The organism is Neisseria sp. P0009.S008 (genome assembly GCF_051958615.1).
GTDB lineage: Bacteria > Pseudomonadota > Gammaproteobacteria > Burkholderiales > Neisseriaceae > Neisseria > Neisseria subflava.
In genome coordinates, this window is sequence record NZ_JBQCVG010000002.1 from 1 (window position 1) to 18,476 (window position 18,476).

Here is an 18,476-nt window from a genome sequence, read left to right on the forward strand (position 1 = left end):
TTGGTGGGTGATGACGGAGTCGAACCGCCGACATTCTGCTTGTAAGGCAGACGCTCTACCAACTGAGCTAATCACCCATGCGCAAAATTGCGAAGACGCTATTAAACCAAAAAATCCTGATACGCGCAAGATTTATTTGCCGATAATTAGATATCTCCCTGCAAGCACCAGTTTTCAAAGGAAATAATTTCTTCCTGTTTGCCTGCGACAACTAAAATGTCGCCGGTTTCCAGAACGAAATCAGGGTCAAGGTCCTGGATTTTTCCGGTATTGCGGCGGATAAACAATAGTTTCAGATAATGCGCTGCCAATGGCAATTCACGGATGGTTTTGCCGATGGCGTGTGCTTCGCCTTGCAATGGGAAGGCATGGCGGCAGACGGCCTTGCTGTCTTCGTCGGAGAAGCTGTCATCATCACTGCCGACAAACAAGTCCTGCAAAGATGCATAGCGGCTGTGACGGATATGGGTTATGGTTTGATAAACATGGTTGTAGGAGAGGCCGTGGCCCAACATGGCATAGCTTGCCAGCACCAGGCTGGTTTCTTTGGTATCGGAGACGGTTTCTTCCGCACCCATTTCGGTAAAGGTTTTGACGTAATCATCATTGGTGGCGCGAACATAAACCGGCATACTCGGATGCATGGACATGATGTTGCCGAGAACATGTTGGGTCTCGTGCATATTGTTCAGCGTGATGACCACCATTTTGGCGCGTCCCAAGCCGGCGGCTTCCAAGACTTCGCGGCGTTTGGCATCGCCAAAGGAAACCGGTTCGCCTGCGTTGCGTGCCACTTGTACGCGGGCAATGTCCAAGTCAAGGGCAAAGTAGGGGATGCCTTCTTGCGCCAATACACGGGCAACCGATTGACCGCCGCGTCCGAAACCGATAATCAGGACGTGTTCGGATTTGCTCATGGTTTCCACCAACATAGAGTGTAAGTCCAAGGCTTTCATGTCCCAGTCGGATTTAACGAAGCGACTGACGATGGCATCGCTGCTGCCTAAAATGAATGGTGCGGCAATCATGGAGAGCAAGACGGCTGCAGTGGCCGCTTGTTCCAATTCAGGTGAAACCATATTGATTTTGCTGGAAATGGCCAGCATCACGAAGCCGAACTCGCCGCCTTGCGCCAAATAAAGCGCACTCTTGAGGCTGTCGCCCACAGGGTTTTTCATGCGCAAAGCGATGATGAAGACGACCAGTGCTTTCAAGACCAACAGGATTGCCAACAAAATCAGGATTTGCTGCCAGTTGCCGATCAGCGCCTGAATATTGAGCTTCATACCGACGGTAATGAAGAAGAAGCCCAACAGGATGTCGCGGAATGGACGGATGTCGTCTTCCACTTGAATGCGGTATTCGGTTTCGGAAAGCAGCATACCGGCGACGAATGCGCCCAATGCCATAGACAGGCCTTCAAGCTCTGTCAGATAGGCCACGCCCAAAGTAACCAGCAAAACGTTGATCATGAAGAGTTCGGACGATTTGCGTTTGGCAACCAGTCTGAACCAGCGCGACATCACACGGCTGCCGATAACGAACAAAATGCCCAAGGTCAACAACATTTTCAAACCGGCCAAGCCCAGCGCTACCCATAAGTTGCCTTCGCTGCCGCCAGCAAGTGCCGGAATCAGAATCATCAGCGGTACCACGGCAATATCTTGCATCAGCAAAACGCCCATGGCCATTTGACCATGCGGCTGACCCAACTCGGTTTTCTCCGACAGAATGCGGCTGACGATGGCGGTGGACGACATGGTCAGTGCGCCCGCAGTGGCAAACGCCCAGTTAAACGGCGTACCCATTGCCATCAAAATGCCCATAATCGAGAGCATGGTAATGATGACTTGCAAACCGCCCAAGCCGAATACGAGGCGGCGCATGGCTTTGAGTTTGGGCAGGGAGAATTCGAGACCGATGCTGAACATCAGGAATACAATGCCGATTTCGCCCAAATAGTCGGTGGCGTGGCTTTGCGGAATCAGTTTGAACATACCCGGACCGGCAATAAAACCGACCAAAAGATAACCGAGCATGGAAGGAATGTTGAACTTGCGACAGCAGATAACCGTAATGACGGAAACCAACAGGACGATGACAATGGGAGCGAGGGAGAATTCGTGCATAGAGTGGGCGGCCTTTCGTTAAAAATAGCTATTGTTATATAGGCCGTCTGAAACACGTCGAAAACCGACAGCAAACCCAAATAAAAACGCACAGAATGAACTTCATTTCTGCGATTTGATTTCCCGTATTATGCTTATTTGGACTTACTGTTTCGAGCGTTATCTAACGGATTGTTAAGATTATATCAAGATAGAATGTAAAGTAGTGTTTTGATTGACAAAAAGGGCCGTCTGAAATATTCAGACGGCCTTTAAATAAACAAACGGGTTAAGGCATCAACATGCCGCCGTTGACATGAAGTGTCTGACCGGTAATGTATTTTGCCTGATCGGAAGCCAAGAACAAGACTGCATCGGCAATATCTTGCGCTTCACCGAATTTGCCCAAAGAAGTTTGCGCTTCAAAGGTTTTGCGGGTTTCTTCCGGCAGGGCGCGAGTCATATCGGTGTCGATAAAGCCGGGGGCAACGCAGTTGACGGTAATACCGCGGCTGCCGACTTCACGTGCCATAGATTTGGAGAAGCCGATTAAGCCTGCTTTTGCCGCCGCATAGTTGGTTTGGCCGGCATTGCCCATCACGCCGACAACGGAGGTAATGTTAATGATGCGGCCGGTACGCTGTTTCATCATGCCACGCAAGACGGCTTTAGAAGCGCGGAACACGGATTTGAGGTTGACCTGCATGATGTCGTCCCACTCTTCTTCTTTCATACGCATCAAGAGGTTGTCGCGGGTAATGCCGGCGTTGTTGACCAGAATATCCAGTTTGCCGAATTCTTTCTCAATGTCGGCAATCAGATTTTCGATGGTTTCAGGTTCGGCAGAATTCAATGCACGGCCTTCGCCGCCCCATTGTGCCAAGCGTTCGCCGATTGCAGCCGCACCGCTCTCACTGGTGGCTGTGCCGATAACTTTTGCACCTGCCGCCGCCAACGTGTCGGCAATCGCCGCACCAATACCGCGTGATGCGCCGGTTACCAAAGCAATTTTGCCGCTCAAATCTTGTGTGCTCATGTTGTTTCCTTTTTGATACTATTTATATTACATGCTGTATGAATAGTAGTTAAATGTTTGGATGTCAACCATGCTATTAATTTAACGATAGTTTTCCAAATTTGGACGTAAAGTATTATCAAGGAGAATTTTATCAGTATATTTCAAGCATAAAGGGTGAAATATATCTCCTAATATATTTGTCCAAGGGATAGGGTATCCGGGGTTATTACCTAGAACGTTACCAGGATTATTCTCCAGTTGCTCAGCGTAATTATCCATTCTATTTAATAGTTCGTTGTACCATTCTTGAGTAAAAGGGGTTTGTTTGCGAAAAATATAGGCGCAATTTCCAGCTATGATACTAAAATAACATTGCATATCTTCGCCAATCTTGCCTTCAACAGGTGCTAAGTCTTCTACTTTAATCTCAGGATAGCCAATAAAATATGCATTACTACAATCTAAAGTGTCAAAAACAGGACTCCAATTGTATTGAGCAGCTTTAATATCACTATAACCTCCGCCGTAATGATGCATAAAATAGCAACGTAGATAATCAGCTTTATGTACTAAGGATAAGTATTTGAATGCGTGGTGCAGCGGATACTCAGGTAAAATATATTCTGATAAATTATTTGGAGTAATCAATACCACTTCTACTCCTGAAACTAGTTTCAGAAGCTCGAAATGCGATTGACGGGATTCTGACATTGGATTGTTACCAGTCCAAAAAGTGTAAATTTTTCTAGGAACGGGATCCTTGTCAATTATGAAAGTTGTTTGCTTAATAACTTTACTTAGAAAACTATCTGGATAGTTTTCTGACTTATATATATAAGGATTACTTGAAATGAAACGATAATTTGCTTGAAGCTGACGTTGTATTTTCCAAGTATGAAATATTTTTTTTAATATTCGTCTCATTAGCTACTACTCCAAGTAGGGTTGGATTTTTTGATATCTTCTGGGGTTGAACCATTTATAAAAATATTTTCTCAAAGGATTGTTATATTTTTTTCGTTTTAATTCATATTGTTTTAGTGTGTATGAGGTTAAAAGTTGTAGAAAAATCCCGTTTTCTTTATAAAAATCATAGTGTTTGTTATAAATTCTTAGTAGGTTATCTGAGACTTTTATATCAGAGGCTAAATTACTCACTGATGATTCGTCGAGTCGTTGTCGGTAGTAAAATAAAGGTTGATGAATTTGTTTGACTTTCCCACCATTTTTAATGATGGAAATAAACAGTTCCCAATCTTCAATAAAAGTCATGTTGCTATCAAAGCCACCCACTGCATCGTAATCTTTTTTTCGGATTAAGGCGGTAATATAGATGCAGTTCTGCAGTAAAAAGTCTGGTAAGGTAAATTTAGGTAACTTCCATGGTTCATTTCTCGCGCCAAAAAGAAAGGCATCAGTATATACAATTGCTAATTTCTTATCAGCTTCAGCTGCATCTACACATACTTTCAAATAGTCTATTCCCAAAAGATCATCTGAATCTAGACAAACAAGGTAATCGCCACGGGCATATTGAATAGCATGAATACGAGCTTTGACGCAGTAAGTATTTTCTTGTGAAAGTACTTTTAATCTAGATTCTTTTTTTGCTTCTTCATATAGAATTTCTAAGGTATTGTCGTTTGAACCATCATCAATAGCTATAATTTCAAAGTTTTGATAAGACTGGTGATAAATACTTAATAAAGTTTCCTTAATGTAATTAGCTGAGTTATAGCATGGAATAATAATGGATATAAGAGGTTGATGTTTATGCATTTTCGCCCTGTTTTTAATTTTCAGTTAAATTATAAGTTTAATTTCCATGTTAATAGAAATTTAAAAGACATTTATCCCAAAATATGATAGTAAGTTTTTGATTTCTTATATGGGCCTATCATTATGGTTTGACTTTTATATCTTCTATTGGATTTGGAAGCTTTATTTCTTCATATGGTTGAATTTGTAGTATATAACTAATCCAATTTTTAAAACTGTACTTTTGTCGAATTTTCTCATCAATATCAACGTAGGGTTTTGCTAAAAACTCATCTAGTTGTGCAAAATCATATCCATCCCAAACTAGGAAATTATTAGGGTGATAAAAATCATAGTATTTTACTTGTGTATTTGTGGTAATCAGCTTTTGTTTATTTCCTAGTGCTTCGAAAGTGCGAAAAGATAAGCCATTATGCTTATCAATAACAAAGTCAATTAATACTTTCGCATGTTGGGCACGTTTAATATTTTCCTCAAAGCTAATTGTTTTATCAATAAGTGTAATGCTCTCATCAGGGTATATTTTTCTGCCATCTGCGTATCTTTTCCAAAATATATTTATGTCAGTACTCTTATTCCTTGTTTTTGCATAGCGTCCAAAATTAGCAATTACTTTTGCTCGGGAGTCCATATGAACACCTGTGAAGTAGAAATCTACTGTTCTTTCGGGAAGGTTATCTAGCTCATAGTCAAAATAGAAATTTGTTGCAGGAAAGAGATGGTATTCCGAATAATATAAATCATTTGAATCAAAAACATAACATCTATTAAATTCATTTATTAAAGGATAAATTGAAGGAAATCGATGTAAACCGTCAAATTGATAATTAACTACACCATTTTGACTTATTTTATTAAGAAATTGAATAAAATCATTATTGTATATGTCGCCACTAATTAATAAAGCGTAGTCTAATTCGCCAATATTCTTAATTTTCTCTGTAATAATATTCTGTAATGTTGAACATTTCAAATTTTTTTTAGCAGATATATCTTTGTAAATAAATTTACTCCATTTTACTTTTAGCCAACTAGAAATAGAAGGATAACGGAAGTTTTCAAAGTCTTCTGTAATATTAATAACTTTAAAACCATGGTATTTCAAATTTTTATCAATTAGTTTATACAATCCGGATACAGTAGGCATTCCAAATAATATTGTTTTACTCATAACTATTTCTTATATTGATTAGGACTTGTTAAAGGTGTTTTCGTAATCAAGTTGCCATAAGTTAGGCGACTTAATTCCAGTATTTACAATTTTGATATTTATATTCATTCTATGACAATTTTCAATTATTAGTAAATATCATACTATATTTTCCTGCAGGCAGGAGTCTGGCAAAGTTACTTAGTTTGAAATATGCATTAAAAACGGTTATTAAGATGAATCTTCTTGTAAATGCCTATGTTTTCTGATTTAGAATTTCTTCCCCATCTTTTTTGTTGTTATTTTACTGGTTTATATTCAAGAATTAAAGACGGCCCTTTTGAGGAAGGCCGTCTGAAAACGTTTTAGTGGGCTTCGATAAATGCAGCCACTTGGTCGGCATTGGTCAATGCGCTGCACGCGGCTTCTTTGTTGATGCGTTTGGCGAGGCCAGCGAGGACTTTGCCGGGGCCGCATTCGGCGGATTTGGTGATGCCTTCGGAAACAAGTGCGTTGACGGTTTCTGTCCAGCGCACCGGGCTGTACAGTTGGCGTACCAAGGCATCTTTGATTTTGTCGGTATCATCGTAAGAGGCAACGTCGGCGTTATGGATGACGCGGATTTGCGGTTGTTTGATGGTGATGTCTTTCAGTGCTTCGGCAAGTTTTTCCGCTGCAGGCTTCATGAGGCTGCAATGTGAAGGAACGGAAACAGGCAGCGGCAGGGCGCGTTTGGCTCCGGCTTCTTTGGCGGCGGCCATGGCGCGTTCGACCGCGGCGGTATTGCCGGCAATCACAACTTGGCCTGGAGAGTTGAAGTTGACGGCTTCAACGACTTCGCCTTGTGCAGCTTCGGCACAAATGGCTTTGACTTGTTCATCTTCCAAACCCAAAATAGCGGCCATTGCGCCTACGCCTTGCGGTACGGCAGATTGCATGAGTTCGGCGCGCAGGCGGACCAGTTTGACCGCGTCTGCGAAATCCAATGCGCCGGCAGCAACGAGGGCGGTGTATTCGCCGAGGCTGTGGCCTGCAACGACGGAAGGGGTTTTACCGCCGGCTTCCAAGTAGGCGCGGTAGGTGGCAATGCCGGCAGCCAGCATGATGGGCTGGGTGTTGACGGTTTGTCCGATTAATTCGGCATCTTCGCCGTTAATCATTGCCCACAGGTCTTGACCCAATACGGCGGAAGCTTCGTCAAATGTGGCTTTAACGATGGCTTGCTCGGCAAAGCCGTTCATCATGCCTAGGCTTTGTGAGCCTTGTCCGGGGAAGAAGAATGCGAAAGACATGGTAATTCCTTATTGGTTTGAATGTTTGAGGGTGTCTGCCAGCAGAAGGAGGGTGGCGACAGTATTGGTTGCGGCGGTCAGCCGGAAGGTGCGGACAAAATTGGGTTTGCTGGTTTTGTGCCTGAATGCGAGGCTGCCGCAATAACCGCCCGGCCAGCCGCCAAGCAGGTTGAGCAGGTGCAATTTTGCTTCAGGTATGCGTTTGCGGTGGTTGCGTGCGCGCTGTTTGTCTAGGTAGTAAAGCAGGAAAACGTATGCACTCAGTGCGATATAGGCGGTTGCCAGTTTGGGCAATATTGCCGCCGTTATGCTTAAAAACAGGCTGCTGATGCAGAGTGCAAATGTTAGGGATTTCATGGGTTTGAGCAGAATAGGCCGTCTGAAAAGGGTGTTCAGACGGCCTAATCGTTAGTATTTCACCAAAACCGCACCCCAGGCAAAACCGCCGCCAATGCCTTCGAGCAAGAGGTTTTGTCCGCGTTTGATTTGGCCGTTTTTAATACCGACATCCAGTGCCAGCGGAATGGAGGCGGCGGACGTGTTGCCGTGGTCTTGGACAGTCAAGATGACTTTGTCCATGCTCAAGCCCAAGTGTTTGGCGGTAGAGTCGATAATGCGCTTATTGGCTTGGTGCGGCACAATCCAATCGATTTGATCGGCAGTGTAACCGGCTTCTTCGATAACGTCATCTGCGATTTTGGATAGCATTTTGACGGCAAATTTGAATACGCCGGGGCCGTCCATGCTGATGTAGGGTGAACCGCAAACCTGGCCGTTGGCGATTTGTCCGGGGACGTTCAAAAGGTTGAGGTAGTTGCCATCGGCTTTGAGTTTGTTGTGGATGATGCCCGGTTCGTCAGATGCGCTTAAGACAACCGCGCCCGCACCGTCACCAAAGAGGACGCAGGTGGTGCGGTCGTTCCAATCGACGATGCGGCTGAAGGTTTCCGCGCCGATAACCAAAGCGTTTTTTGCCATGCCGCTTTTGATGTAGGCATTGGCAGTGGTCAGTGCATACATAAAACCGGCGCACACGGCTTGTACGTCAAAGGCAGGGCAGCCGTTGGCAATGCCCAATTTTTGCTGCACGATGGTTGCCGTAGAAGGGAATTGCATATCAGGAGTGGCTGTGGCGACGATAATCAGATCGATATCGTCAGCTTGTAAACCGGCATCTGCCAAGGCACGGCGCGCTGACTCGGCGGCCAAATCGCTGGTTTTTTCGCTGTCGTCTGCAATATGGCGAAATTTGATACCTGTACGCGTGGTAATCCACTCGTCGGAAGTGTCCACTTTTTTGGCAAGGTCGTCATTGCTGACGCGGTTGGCAGGAAGATAGCTGCCTGTACCGGAAATTTTGGCATATTGCATGAGAACGGCCTTTTTAGAGAATTGATTCAGATAGTCGGGTATTGTAAGCGAAAATGGGAAAATTCCCAATATTAAGAATGAAGCCGGTAATTAAAGATAAAAACAGGCCGTCTGAACATTTTGAAGTTTCAGACGGCCTGTATATATTAGCCTTAAGCTTCCGTTGCTGGAGTAGCGGTTTCTTCCAGTTCGGCTGCTGCTTTGGCGGCTTCCAAAGCAGCCAACTGGGTGGCTACGCCTTGTTCGATTTGAGCGAGGCCGGCAGATTTGGCTTCGTGATAGGCTTCTTCCAAAGCATAACGGAAGCCGACTTCGTCGGTTCCGCCGTGGCTCTTAATCACAATGCCGCGTAAGCCAAGCAGGATTGCGCCGTTAAATTTGCGCGGATCCAGTTTGCCTTTCAAACCTTTGAGCGCGGGCAGGGCAGCAATGGCGGCAAGTTTGTTGAACAGGGTGCTTTGGAATTCACGGCGGATGGCACCGCTCATGAATTTAACCGCGCCTTCGATGGTTTTGAGCATAACGTTGCCGACAAACCCATCTGCGACAACGACATCGGCTTCGCCATACAAAACGCTGTTGCTTTCGATATTGCCGATAAAGTTGAGTTTGCTGCTGCTCAACAGTTTAAAGGTTTGTTTGACGGCATCTGTACCTTTGATGTCTTCTGTACCGACGTTCAAAAGGGCGACGCGCGGGCTGCCTTTTTCAGGGTGCAGCGCGTGTACCAGCTCGCTGCCGATGATGGCAAATTGAACCAGTTGTTCGGGCGTGCAATCGACATTTGCACCCAAATCCAAAGCCAGAGTAACGTGTTCGCTGTCGGAAGGCAGGAATTTGGCGATGGCAGGACGCTCAATGCCGGGAATGGTTTTGAGGACGAATCGGGCGGTCGCCATCAGTGCGCCGGTATTGCCTGCCGATACGGCGGCTTGCGCATTGCCTTCTTTGACTTGGTTGATGGCGATGCGCATGGATGATTCTTTTTTATTTTTCAGCGCGGATTGTGGTGCTTCATCCATTTCGACGACTTGCGCTGCATGGCAGACGGTAATGCGGTCCATAGGCGCGCCTGCCGAGCTTAATGCTTGGCGTACTGCTGCTTCATCTCCGACCATAATCAGATGTACATCAGATTGCTGTTTCAGGAAATCCACTGCACCGGGGACGGTAATTGCAAGGCCTGCATCTCCGCCCATGGCATCTACGGCCAGTGTAATCATGTTGTTCTCCGGTTTGTGTGTTTCAGACGGCCTCAAACAATCGGACAAGCACACTCATCTGATTTTCAGGAAATTGAATTGAAAATCAGATGAAAAGGCTTGTTGCGACGGTCGTGCCAGATTTATTGGTTTTGCGCGGCCAATTTGTTGTGTTCGTCAATGTCCAGCGCGTCCCAAGGATAGTTGATCCACCAGTCTTCAACGGTAATGCCGCTGAAATAAGGGATACCTTCAGGAATTTTACCGACTTTGGCTTTGATTTTTTCATGCAATACTGCCACGCCGACAGTGCCGAAATCTTCTTTCAACAATTCGTTCAGGCAGAATTCCATGGTAACGCGGCTGTCGTCCACTTCGTCAACGACCAGTACGTTTTTGCCTTTCAGGGTATCTGGGACGGGATCAAGCCATTGGACTTTTTTCACTTCCTCGGTAACTTGACCTTCGTTATCACTGTCGTAGTAGGCTGTGGTGACGGCGTAAATCGGAATTTCCAAGAAGCAGCGCAACATACGGGCAGGGATAAAACCGCCGCCGCCAATGGCAATCATGGCATCGTATTTGGTGCCGGAGTTTTGGATTTTTTCCGCCAATCCTTTGATTACGCGGTGGATGTCGTCGTAGGTGTACCAGATTTTACGTTTCATGGTGTGCTTCCGAAGAGGAAAATACAGGGTGCAATGCAAAAAAGCCAGTCATTGCATGGCAATATTCTGGCTTTTTCAGTCAGACGAACGGATTATTCGCCTTTAGCTTTTACCACTTTACGGCCACGGTACATGCCGTTTGGGGAAATGTGGTGTGGACGATGCACTTCGCCGGTTGCGCTGTCAACAGACAGAGAAGGCGCAGTCAGAGCGTCGTGTGAACGGTGCATACCGCGTTTAGAAGGGGATTTTTTGTTTTGTTGAACGGCCATTTCAAGCTCCTAGATAAATAAACTGTGTCCTAATTAACTGCTTTTCAAACCTGCTAAAACAGCAAAGGGGTTTGGTTTGTCCCGATTGACTTCGTCCAGTGTTCCATTGTTGCCGCAGTCTTCGTGTCGAGGGGAGAAAGGGAGCGACATCAGGATTTGGTCTTCAACCAGAGTCCGCACGTCAAGCTCTTTTTCGAGCAGCATGCCTTCCAATTCTTCATCGGCAAGCATGGCTTCGTCCAAACTCTCTTCATCGGCAAACAGGACGATACGGCTGGTTTCATCGAGCAGAAACGGCATGGGCGTAATGCAACGCTGGCAAAACAGGGGCATGTCGGCTTTGACGTTTAAATCGAGAAACAGACGTTGCAGCCGGTCGCGACCGCCTTGCAGCGTAAACGACACGCGTGTCTGTTTGTCGGCCGGATAATCGTGCGAACTGACTCGTTCATCCAATTCTTCGAGCAGGAAGCTGCCTTGCAGATTCTGCCCTTCGGCGGCGAAAACTTCTGGGTCAATCAAATTAGGGTATGACATAAACGGAGTATGATATAATTTCGGCAGTCTAACGTCAATGTTTTTAAGTAAAAATATGGAAGTAAAACTGCCTTTGGTTTTAGGGTCGAGTTCGGTTTTCCGCTGCGGACAGCTTCGCCGTTTGGGTGTCGATTTTCAGACGGCATCGCCTGATTTTGACGAAACGCCTATTGCGGGCGAGCATGTACGCGAGACGGCGCTGCGTTTGGCGGAAGGCAAAGCCCGTTCATTGGCGGCAACTTTTCCTGCCGCGCTGATTATCGGTGCAGACCAAGTCGCATGGTGCGGAGGACGGCAATTGGGCAAGCCGATGAACGTCGCAAATGCACAACAGATGCTGGCGGACTTAAGCGGAAAACGGATTGAATTTTACAGTGCAATCGTGCTTTTGAATACTGCTACGGGTAAGGTTCAGCATCATGTCGATCATACGGTGGTTACCATGCGCCGGTTGACGCAGGAACAAATCAGCCGATATTTGGAACGTGAGCCGGATGCGGTTTATTGTGCCGGTGCGGCGAAGAGTGAGGGTTTGGGCGCTGCTTTGTTGGAGCGGATTGAAAGTACGGATCCGAATGCTTTGATCGGCCTTCCGATTTTCCGTCTGATTGATTTTTTGAAAAACGAAGGTGTGGAAGTTTTATAGTTTGAGGCCGTCTGAATGTGTTCAGACGGCCTGAGATTTTTTGGAGTTGCAAGAATGAAACCGGTTTTGTATTTGATTCCTACCCCTTTGGGTGCGCCTGATACGCCATGCCTGTTGCCGCATGAACAACAGGCGATTGTCGGGCTGACGGATTTTGTTGTGGAAGCGGAAAAAACAGCGCGCGCGCATTTGAAACATTTGGGCGTGACTACGCCTATCCGCGAACTGAATTTGCAAACGCTGAATGAACACACGGATTGGAAGACTTTGCCGGAATTGCTGAAGCCTTTGCAAGAAGGGCGCAGTATGGGCATTGTCAGTGAGGCGGGTTGTCCGGCTGTTGCCGATCCGGGTGCGAATTTGGTGGCATTGGCGCATAAACACGGGTTTGAAGTACGGCCTTTGGTTGGGCCGTCTAGTTTGCTGCTGGCGCTGATGGCTTCGGGTGCGAATGGGCAAAACTTTGCATTTAAGGGTTATCTGCCGTCTGAAAAAAATGAGCGAATTCAGAGTTTGAAGGCTTTGGAGCAACGTTCACGCCAGCAGAATGAAACGCAGCTGTTTATCGAAACGCCGTATCGCAACGATGCGTTGTTGGCTGATGCGGTGGAAAACCTACATCCTGAAACGCGCTTGTGCGTGGCTACGGACTTGACCTTGCCGACACAGGAAATCATCAGCCAGACGATTGCGCAGTGGCGAAAAAGAAAAGAAATGCCGAATTTGAAAAAACGTCCGACTATTTTTGTGTTGCATGCCGCGTAAAACTGGATTGGGTTTAATCTCAAACTGTATTTGAGGAAATAAAAAAAGGCCGTCTGAACAACAGACGGCCTTTGTGTTGCCTAAACCTTCATCAAGAAATGACTTCGCCTTGGGCACGTTGTTTTTCGATGCTGCGGTTGATGTGCCATTGTTGGGCGATGGTCAAGAGGTTGTTGACTACCCAGTACAGAACCAAGCCGGCAGGGAAGAAGAAGAACATGATGGAGAAAACCAAAGGCATGATTTTCATCATTTTCGCCTGCATTGGGTCGGTTGATGGCGGATTCAGATAAGTTTGTGCAAACATGGTTACCGCCATAATCAAAGGCAGGATGTAGAAAGGATCCGGACGGCTCAAGTCGGTAATCCAACCCAACCAAGGCGCTTGGCGCAATTCTACGGAGGCGAACAATGCCCAGTACAGACCGATGAAGACGGGGATTTGCAACAGCATAGGCAGACAGCCGCCCAGCGGGTTGATTTTCTCATCTTTGTAAAGCTGCATCATGGCTTGTTGTTGCGCCATGCGGTCATCGCCGTATTTCTCTTTGATGGCTTGCAATTTAGGTGCGGCGGCACGCATTTTTGCCATGGAGCGGTAAGAGGCGTTGGTCAATGGATACAGTACGGCTTTGACGATGATGGTCAAAACGATGATTGCCCAGCCCCAGTTGCCGATGATGTTGTGCAGTTGGTTCAAGAGCCAGAAGAGGGGAGAGGCGAACCAGTGTACTTTGCCGTAGTCTTTGGCCAGTTGCAGTTTGTCGGCGATATTGGCGATAACGGAAGTGGTTTGCGGGCCGGCATACAGGTTGATGGCGGTTTCGGCTTTTGCGCCGGCTTGGATCGCGGCTAAAGGCACGCTGACGCTTGCACTGTACAGGTTGTCATTGCGGCGTTTGATGTCGATACGGCAGTCGCCAGCGGCGCAAACGCTTTGTCCGCCTTTAGGTTGGAGAATCCAGGTGGACATGAAGTGGTGTTCAATCATGCCGAGCCAGCCGGTCGTGGTTTTGCGGATGTATTCGGCTTCGGATTTGCCGGATTTGGCATCGTCGTCCAAATCAGAGAAGCTGACTTTTTGGAAGTCGCCTTCAGGGGTGTAAACCACCGGGCCGACGTAAGAGCGGGTGAAGTAGCCTTGACCTTCGGGTTCGCTGTTGTCGCGTACGATGCGGTAGTCCGCGCTCAGGTTGACAGGTTGGCCGTTGCTGTTGGTAATGTCAAAGCGGATGTTAACCAAGTAGCTGCCTTTGGTAAAAGTATAAACTTTGTCGATTTTCAGGCCGTTGGTTTCAGGTGCGCTCAGGCGGACTTCAACTTTGTCACCTTCCAAACTGTATTGTTTTTGTGGGGCGGTAAAGCTGATGCCTTTCAGAACGTTGTTGCCTTGAGCGTCCAAAAGTTCAGATTGGGCAACGTAGGTGTATTCCTTGCCGTCGTTAAACAGGACGAAAGGTTTGTGTTCGTCGCCGGTTGCTTTGTATTGCAAGAGGGTCAGCTGACGCAGGTCGCCGCTTTTCTCATCGATGACGGCTTTAACCGTGTCTGTGGTAACGGTAATAGGAGAGGCCGGGGCAAGCGCGGCTTCGGCAGCGGCTTTTGCCGGAGCGGCGGCCGTTTGCTGTTGCGCGGCTTGTTGCGCCGGATTAGGTTTGGGGCTGGGGAAAAAATGTTCCCAGCCGGCAAAGATTGCCACTGAAATGGCAAAAAACGCCATTAGTCTTTTAAAATCCATAAGAGATTCCTGGAATTGACGGATAGGTAATCGAGATGAAAACTGCTTCAGACGGCATTATATAGAAACCGACGGGAAATTAAAGGAAATCGTGTTCTTTAAATGGTTGACAGCAGCATTATGGAACAGGGTCATGTCCGTGTCCGCCGAAAGGATGGCATCGTGCGATGCGTTTGATTGCCAGCCATCCACCTTTGAATGCACCGTATTTTTTGACGGCTTCGACTGCGTATTGTGAACAGGTCGGAGTATAGCGGCAGCGCGGCGGAATGAGGGGACTGATGCAGTATTGGTAAAAGTGGATGAGTGCAAGGAAGAGCTTGGAAAGCAGGGTATTCATCGGCGTTTTTTCATCAGCTGGGCAAGTTGGTCTCGGGCTTCTGGGGCAGTTTCCCGATTAAACGCCTGACGCACGCGCACAACAAAATCATGCGGCGGCAGCTGGTGTTGATTCAGTCTGAACCAGTCGCGGATGACGCGCTTCATATAATTGCGGTCATGGGCGCGTTTGGCAGTCTTTTTGCTGACGACCAAACCAAGGCGCGGATGGCCGAGCGCGTTGTCTGCGGACTGGGAGACTTGTAGCAAATCGCGGCTGCGTCGGTTTTTCAACGCAAAAACGGATGAAAAATCATCCGTTTTTAATAAGCGATACTGCTTCGAGAAGCCGTAATTCAAAATTATACAGCCAGGCGTTTGCGGCCTTTGGCGCGACGGGCAGCCAATACTGCGCGACCACCGCGGGTTTTGGAGCGAACCAAGAAGCCGTGGGTGCGTTTGCGTTTGGTAACGGAAGGTTGATAAGTGCGTTTCATGATGTTTCCTAAAAATTGGTAGATAATTAAACCGTGAATTACACTCCAATTTGCCGCTTTTGTCAATCAATATAAAAACTTTTCGTTGGCTAAAGTGTGACAACGGGTTTTATGCATTGATAGAATTTGTGGATAAAATTTTGCGGCGGTTGTGGATAAAAAAGAGCGGAATGGGTATAATTGACCAACCTTGCTTTTCTCTGTGTGCAAGGCCGTCTGAAAGCGGGAGTATCGTAAAAATTTGATTTTTATCGGATTGCCTGTCTGCTCTGCCTTCTTGTATTTCCCAAATCTTCCATTTCCGAGCTTAATCTCATGACGTTAGCTGAATTTTGGCCGCTGTGCCTTTGCCGCCTTCACGAAATGTTGCCTGCCGGGCAGTTTGCGCAATGGATTGCGCCTTTGACCGTGGGTGAAGAAAACGGCGTGTGGGTGGTGTATGGTAAAAACCAATTTGCCTGCAATATGCTTAAAAGCCAGTTTGCCGCCAAAATTGATGCCGTGCGTGCCGAATTAGTGCCTCAGCAGGCTGCTTTCGCGTTTAAGCCGGGCGTAGGTACGCATTATGAAATGGCGGCTCAGACTGTTGCGCCGGTGCAAGTGCAAGAGGTCATTGAAGTTGAAGAGTGTGTAGAGCCTGTTCAAATGCCTTTGCAAACTGCTGCGCCAATGGAAGAAAATAGGCCGTCTGAAACGGTTTCCAAACCTGCAGCTGCCATGACGGCTGCCGAGATTTTGGCGCAACGCATGAAAAACCTGCCGCATGAGCCTCAAGTGCAAACTACTGCTCCGGCTGAATCTAAAGCAGTTGCCAAAGCCAAAACCGACGCTCAACACGATGCGGAAGAAGCGCGCTACGAACAGTCCAATTTGTCGCGCGACTATACATTTGAAACTTTGGTGGAAGGTAAGGGCAACCGCCTTGCCGCCGCAGCCGCCCAGGCGATTGCTGAAAATCCGGGGCAGGGCTACAACCCGTTTTTCTTATACGGCAGTACCGGTTTGGGTAAAACCCACTTGGTGCAAGCCATCGGCAACGAATTGCTGAAAAACCGTCCTGATGCCAAAGTGCGCTATATGCACTCGGACGACTATATCCGCAGCTTTATGAAGGCTGTGCGCAACAACACTTATGATGTGTTCAAGCAACAATACAAACAATATGACCTGCTGATTATCGACGATATCCAGTTCATCAAAGGTAAAGACCGTACGATGGAAGAATTCTTCTATCTGTACAACCATTTCCACAACGAGAAAAAACAACTGATCCTGACGTGCGACGTATTGCCTGCCAAAATCGAGGGCATGGACGACCGTCTCAAGTCCCGTTTCTCATGGGGTTTGACTTTGGAACTCGAACCGCCCGAATTGGAAATGCGTGTGGCGATTTTGCAGAAAAAGGCAGAAGCAGCCGGTATCAGTATCGAAGACGAAGCTGCTCTGTTTATTGCCAATCTGATCCGCTCCAATGTTCGTGAGCTGGAAGGTGCGTTTAACCGTGTCAGCGCAAGCAGCCGTTTTATGAATCGCCCTGTCATCGACATGGATTTGGCGCGCACGGCTTTGCAGGATATTATTGCCGAGAAACACAAAGTCATTACTGCCGACATCATCATCGATGCGACAGCCAAATACTACCGTATTAAAATCAGCGATATATTGGGCAAAAAACGCACGCGCAACATCGCCCGTCCGCGCCAAGTTGCCATGAGCCTGACCAAAGAGCTGACCACGCTCAGTCTGCCTTCTATTGGCGATGCCTTTGGCGGTCGCGACCACACGACTGTGATGCACGGTGTCAAAGCGGTGGCGAAACTGCGTGAAGAAGATCCCGAATTGGCGCAAGACTACGAAAAACTGCTGATTTTGATTCAGAACTGACCCAATGCAATATTCAGACGGCCTGATGTCAATGTGAGGCCGTCTGAATACAAAAAATATTTTAAAATACCCAAATCAACCGATTTCAAATTCAAAGGAATGGAACATGCTGATTTTACAAGCCGATCGCGACAGTCTGCTCAAGCCGTTGCAAGCCGTTACTGGTATTGTCGAACGTCGCCATACTCTGCCGATTTTGTCCAATGTGTTGCTGGAAAGCAAAGACGGACAGACCAAACTTTTGGCAACCGACTTGGAAATCCAAATCAATACCGCCGGCCCTGAAAGTCAGGCAGGTGATTTCCGTATTACGACCAACGCTAAAAAATTCCAAGACATCCTGCGCGCCCTGCCTGACAGTGCGTTGGTGTCACTGGATTGGGCGGATAACCGTTTGACTCTGCGCGCGGGCAAATCCCGTTTTGCCCTGCAAACCCTGCCGGCTGAAGACTTTCCGTTGATGAGCGTCGGCAGCGACGTCAGTGCAACTTTCTCGCTGACTCAAGAAACCTTCAAAACCATGCTTTCGCAAGTGCAATACAGCATGGCAGTTCAAGATATCCGCTATTACCTCAACGGCTTGCTGATGCAGGTTGAAGGTAATCAGCTGCGCCTTGTTGCAACCGACGGCCACCGCCTTGCTTATGCGGCCAGCCAAATTGAAGCAGAACTGCCGAAAACGGAAGTCATCCTGCCGCGCAAAACGGTATTGGAACTCTTCAAGCTGTTGAACAATCCGTCCGAGTCCATCACCGTTGAGCTTTTGGACAATCAAGTACGTTTCCAATGCAATGGCACAACCATTGTCAGCAAAGTCATCGACGGCAAGTTCCCTGACTTTAACCGTGTGATTCCTTTGGATAACGACAAGATTTTCCTCGTATCCCGTACCCAGCTTTTGGGTGCGCTCGAGCGTGCCGCCATTCTTGCCAATGAAAAATTCCGCGGCGCGCGACTGTTCCTGCAGCCTGGTTTGCTGAGTGTCGTATGTAGCAACAACGAGCAGGAAGAAGCGCGCGAAGAGCTGGAAATCGCTTACCAAGGCGGAGAACTCGAAGTCGGTTTCAACATCGGCTACCTGATGGATGTGTTGCGTAACATACACTCCGACGATATGCAGCTTGCTTTCGGCGATGCCAACCGTTCAACGCTGTTTACCATGCCGAATAATCCGAACTTCAAATACATCGTAATGCCGATGCGTATTTAATTGGTGTGTGAACAAACAAAA

Annotated in this window: 20 protein-coding genes and 1 tRNA gene; 4 read left to right on the forward strand and 17 right to left on the reverse strand. The window is 47.2% G+C overall.

Going from position 1 to position 18,476, the window contains the following annotated elements:
• Position 1: 1 nt before the first annotated feature.
• The 13 genes from ACTHSQ_RS01825 to ACTHSQ_RS01885 form a co-directional block, all read right to left on the reverse strand.
• Positions 2 to 77, reverse strand: a tRNA-Val gene (locus ACTHSQ_RS01825).
• 69 nt (positions 78 to 146) lie between these two features.
• Complete coding sequence (locus ACTHSQ_RS01830; RefSeq protein ID WP_440371168.1) at positions 147 to 2,129, reverse strand: cation:proton antiporter domain-containing protein; 1,983 nt, start codon at positions 2,127 to 2,129, stop codon at positions 147 to 149.
• 268 nt (positions 2,130 to 2,397) lie between these two features.
• On the reverse strand, positions 2,398 to 3,144 hold the full coding sequence (gene fabG, locus ACTHSQ_RS01835; protein WP_004520427.1) for a 3-oxoacyl-ACP reductase FabG: 747 nt from the start codon (positions 3,142 to 3,144) through the stop codon (positions 2,398 to 2,400).
• A gap of 81 nt (positions 3,145 to 3,225) precedes the next feature.
• A complete protein-coding gene (locus ACTHSQ_RS01840; RefSeq protein WP_154953128.1) occupies positions 3,226 to 4,050 on the reverse strand; it encodes a capsular polysaccharide synthesis protein in 825 nt (274 codons plus the stop codon).
• A 6-nt stretch (positions 4,051 to 4,056) separates the two neighbouring features.
• Positions 4,057 to 4,905, reverse strand: a complete 849-nt coding sequence (locus ACTHSQ_RS01845; RefSeq protein WP_440371169.1) for a glycosyltransferase family 2 protein — start codon at positions 4,903 to 4,905, stop codon at positions 4,057 to 4,059.
• A gap of 121 nt (positions 4,906 to 5,026) precedes the next feature.
• Complete coding sequence (locus ACTHSQ_RS01850; RefSeq protein ID WP_440371170.1) at positions 5,027 to 6,076, reverse strand: hypothetical protein; 1,050 nt, start codon at positions 6,074 to 6,076, stop codon at positions 5,027 to 5,029.
• Between the two features lie 344 nt (positions 6,077 to 6,420).
• On the reverse strand, positions 6,421 to 7,347 hold the full coding sequence (fabD, locus tag ACTHSQ_RS01855) for an ACP S-malonyltransferase (protein ID WP_440371171.1): 927 nt from the start codon (positions 7,345 to 7,347) through the stop codon (positions 6,421 to 6,423).
• A 9-nt stretch (positions 7,348 to 7,356) separates the two neighbouring features.
• A complete protein-coding gene (locus ACTHSQ_RS01860; RefSeq protein ID WP_440371172.1) occupies positions 7,357 to 7,704 on the reverse strand; it encodes a DUF1294 domain-containing protein in 348 nt (115 codons plus the stop codon).
• A 51-nt stretch (positions 7,705 to 7,755) separates the two neighbouring features.
• Entirely contained in the window at positions 7,756 to 8,718 is a 963-nt protein-coding gene (locus ACTHSQ_RS01865; RefSeq protein ID WP_440371173.1) for a beta-ketoacyl-ACP synthase III, read from the reverse strand.
• A gap of 152 nt (positions 8,719 to 8,870) precedes the next feature.
• Positions 8,871 to 9,941, reverse strand: a complete 1,071-nt coding sequence (gene plsX, locus ACTHSQ_RS01870; RefSeq protein WP_293203710.1) for a phosphate acyltransferase PlsX — start codon at positions 9,939 to 9,941, stop codon at positions 8,871 to 8,873.
• A 122-nt stretch (positions 9,942 to 10,063) separates the two neighbouring features.
• Positions 10,064 to 10,588, reverse strand: a complete 525-nt coding sequence (locus ACTHSQ_RS01875) for a phosphoribosyltransferase (RefSeq protein WP_440369760.1) — start codon at positions 10,586 to 10,588, stop codon at positions 10,064 to 10,066.
• A 92-nt stretch (positions 10,589 to 10,680) separates the two neighbouring features.
• Positions 10,681 to 10,860, reverse strand: coding sequence for a 50S ribosomal protein L32 (gene rpmF / locus ACTHSQ_RS01880; protein ID WP_002240035.1), 180 nt, complete (start codon positions 10,858 to 10,860; stop codon positions 10,681 to 10,683).
• A gap of 33 nt (positions 10,861 to 10,893) precedes the next feature.
• Positions 10,894 to 11,397: a YceD family protein gene (locus ACTHSQ_RS01885; RefSeq protein ID WP_003684480.1), complete on the reverse strand. Its 504-nt coding sequence runs from the start codon at positions 11,395 to 11,397 to the stop codon at positions 10,894 to 10,896.
• 55 nt (positions 11,398 to 11,452) lie between these two features.
• Here ACTHSQ_RS01885 and ACTHSQ_RS01890 point away from each other — a divergent pair, with 55 nt between their 5' ends.
• Both ACTHSQ_RS01890 and ACTHSQ_RS01895 read left to right on the forward strand, forming a co-directional pair.
• A complete protein-coding gene (locus ACTHSQ_RS01890) occupies positions 11,453 to 12,043 on the forward strand; it encodes a Maf family protein (RefSeq protein ID WP_440371174.1) in 591 nt (196 codons plus the stop codon).
• A 54-nt stretch (positions 12,044 to 12,097) separates the two neighbouring features.
• The gene (locus tag ACTHSQ_RS01895; RefSeq protein WP_440371175.1) at positions 12,098 to 12,808 is read left to right on the forward strand and encodes an SAM-dependent methyltransferase; all 711 of its coding nucleotides are present in this window, start codon (positions 12,098 to 12,100) and stop codon (positions 12,806 to 12,808) included.
• Positions 12,809 to 12,899: 91 nt separating this feature from the next.
• Here the strand turns inward: ACTHSQ_RS01895 and yidC are convergent, their stop codons facing one another.
• The 4 genes from yidC to rpmH all read right to left on the reverse strand — a co-directional run bounded on the left by yidC (position 12,900) and on the right by rpmH (position 15,361).
• Positions 12,900 to 14,546 carry a membrane protein insertase YidC gene (gene yidC / locus ACTHSQ_RS01900; protein ID WP_440371176.1) on the reverse strand — a complete coding sequence of 549 codons (1,647 nt, stop codon included), beginning with the start codon at positions 14,544 to 14,546 and terminating at the stop codon, positions 12,900 to 12,902.
• A 118-nt stretch (positions 14,547 to 14,664) separates the two neighbouring features.
• Positions 14,665 to 14,886 carry a membrane protein insertion efficiency factor YidD gene (gene yidD / locus ACTHSQ_RS01905; protein ID WP_440371177.1) on the reverse strand — a complete coding sequence of 74 codons (222 nt, stop codon included), beginning with the start codon at positions 14,884 to 14,886 and terminating at the stop codon, positions 14,665 to 14,667.
• Positions 14,883 to 15,224, reverse strand: a complete 342-nt coding sequence (gene rnpA / locus ACTHSQ_RS01910) for a ribonuclease P protein component (protein ID WP_049352010.1) — start codon at positions 15,222 to 15,224, stop codon at positions 14,883 to 14,885. Before rnpA ends, yidD begins: the two co-directional genes overlap by 4 nt.
• A 2-nt stretch (positions 15,225 to 15,226) precedes the next feature.
• Positions 15,227 to 15,361, reverse strand: coding sequence for a 50S ribosomal protein L34 (rpmH, locus tag ACTHSQ_RS01915; protein WP_002214728.1), 135 nt, complete (start codon positions 15,359 to 15,361; stop codon positions 15,227 to 15,229).
• Between the two features lie 315 nt (positions 15,362 to 15,676).
• On the opposite strand from rpmH, the gene dnaA reads away from it, so the two are divergent.
• Together dnaA and dnaN are read left to right on the forward strand one after the other, a co-directional pair.
• Positions 15,677 to 17,245, forward strand: coding sequence for a chromosomal replication initiator protein DnaA (gene dnaA, locus ACTHSQ_RS01920; protein WP_440371178.1), 1,569 nt, complete (start codon positions 15,677 to 15,679; stop codon positions 17,243 to 17,245).
• Positions 17,246 to 17,351: 106 nt separating this feature from the next.
• Positions 17,352 to 18,455 (forward strand): DNA polymerase III subunit beta, encoded by a 1,104-nt coding sequence (gene dnaN, locus ACTHSQ_RS01925; RefSeq protein ID WP_070749423.1) that lies wholly within the window; start codon positions 17,352 to 17,354, stop codon positions 18,453 to 18,455.
• Positions 18,456 to 18,476 lie beyond the last annotated feature (21 nt).

Coding starts and splice junctions, on each gene's coding strand:
- ACTHSQ_RS01830 (WP_440371168.1), bottom strand. CDS start 2,129: ATGCACGAATTCTCCCTCGCTCCCATTGTCATCGTCCTGTTGGTTTCC.
- fabG (WP_004520427.1), bottom strand. CDS start 3,144: ATGAGCACACAAGATTTGAGCGGCAAAATTGCTTTGGTAACCGGCGCA.
- ACTHSQ_RS01840 (WP_154953128.1), bottom strand. CDS start 4,050: ATGAGACGAATATTAAAAAAAATATTTCATACTTGGAAAATACAACGT.
- ACTHSQ_RS01845 (WP_440371169.1), bottom strand. CDS start 4,905: ATGCATAAACATCAACCTCTTATATCCATTATTATTCCATGCTATAAC.
- ACTHSQ_RS01850 (WP_440371170.1), bottom strand. CDS start 6,076: ATGAGTAAAACAATATTATTTGGAATGCCTACTGTATCCGGATTGTAT.
- fabD (WP_440371171.1), bottom strand. CDS start 7,347: ATGTCTTTCGCATTCTTCTTCCCCGGACAAGGCTCACAAAGCCTAGGC.
- ACTHSQ_RS01860 (WP_440371172.1), bottom strand. CDS start 7,704: ATGAAATCCCTAACATTTGCACTCTGCATCAGCAGCCTGTTTTTAAGC.
- ACTHSQ_RS01865 (WP_440371173.1), bottom strand. CDS start 8,718: ATGCAATATGCCAAAATTTCCGGTACAGGCAGCTATCTTCCTGCCAAC.
- plsX (WP_293203710.1), bottom strand. CDS start 9,941: ATGATTACACTGGCCGTAGATGCCATGGGCGGAGATGCAGGCCTTGCA.
- ACTHSQ_RS01875 (WP_440369760.1), bottom strand. CDS start 10,588: ATGAAACGTAAAATCTGGTACACCTACGACGACATCCACCGCGTAATC.
- rpmF (WP_002240035.1), bottom strand. CDS start 10,860: ATGGCCGTTCAACAAAACAAAAAATCCCCTTCTAAACGCGGTATGCAC.
- ACTHSQ_RS01885 (WP_003684480.1), bottom strand. CDS start 11,397: ATGTCATACCCTAATTTGATTGACCCAGAAGTTTTCGCCGCCGAAGGG.
- ACTHSQ_RS01890 (WP_440371174.1), top strand. CDS start 11,453: ATGGAAGTAAAACTGCCTTTGGTTTTAGGGTCGAGTTCGGTTTTCCGC.
- ACTHSQ_RS01895 (WP_440371175.1), top strand. CDS start 12,098: ATGAAACCGGTTTTGTATTTGATTCCTACCCCTTTGGGTGCGCCTGAT.
- yidC (WP_440371176.1), bottom strand. CDS start 14,546: ATGGATTTTAAAAGACTAATGGCGTTTTTTGCCATTTCAGTGGCAATC.
- yidD (WP_440371177.1), bottom strand. CDS start 14,886: ATGAATACCCTGCTTTCCAAGCTCTTCCTTGCACTCATCCACTTTTAC.
- rpmH (WP_002214728.1), bottom strand. CDS start 15,361: ATGAAACGCACTTATCAACCTTCCGTTACCAAACGCAAACGCACCCAC.
- dnaA (WP_440371178.1), top strand. CDS start 15,677: ATGACGTTAGCTGAATTTTGGCCGCTGTGCCTTTGCCGCCTTCACGAA.
- dnaN (WP_070749423.1), top strand. CDS start 17,352: ATGCTGATTTTACAAGCCGATCGCGACAGTCTGCTCAAGCCGTTGCAA.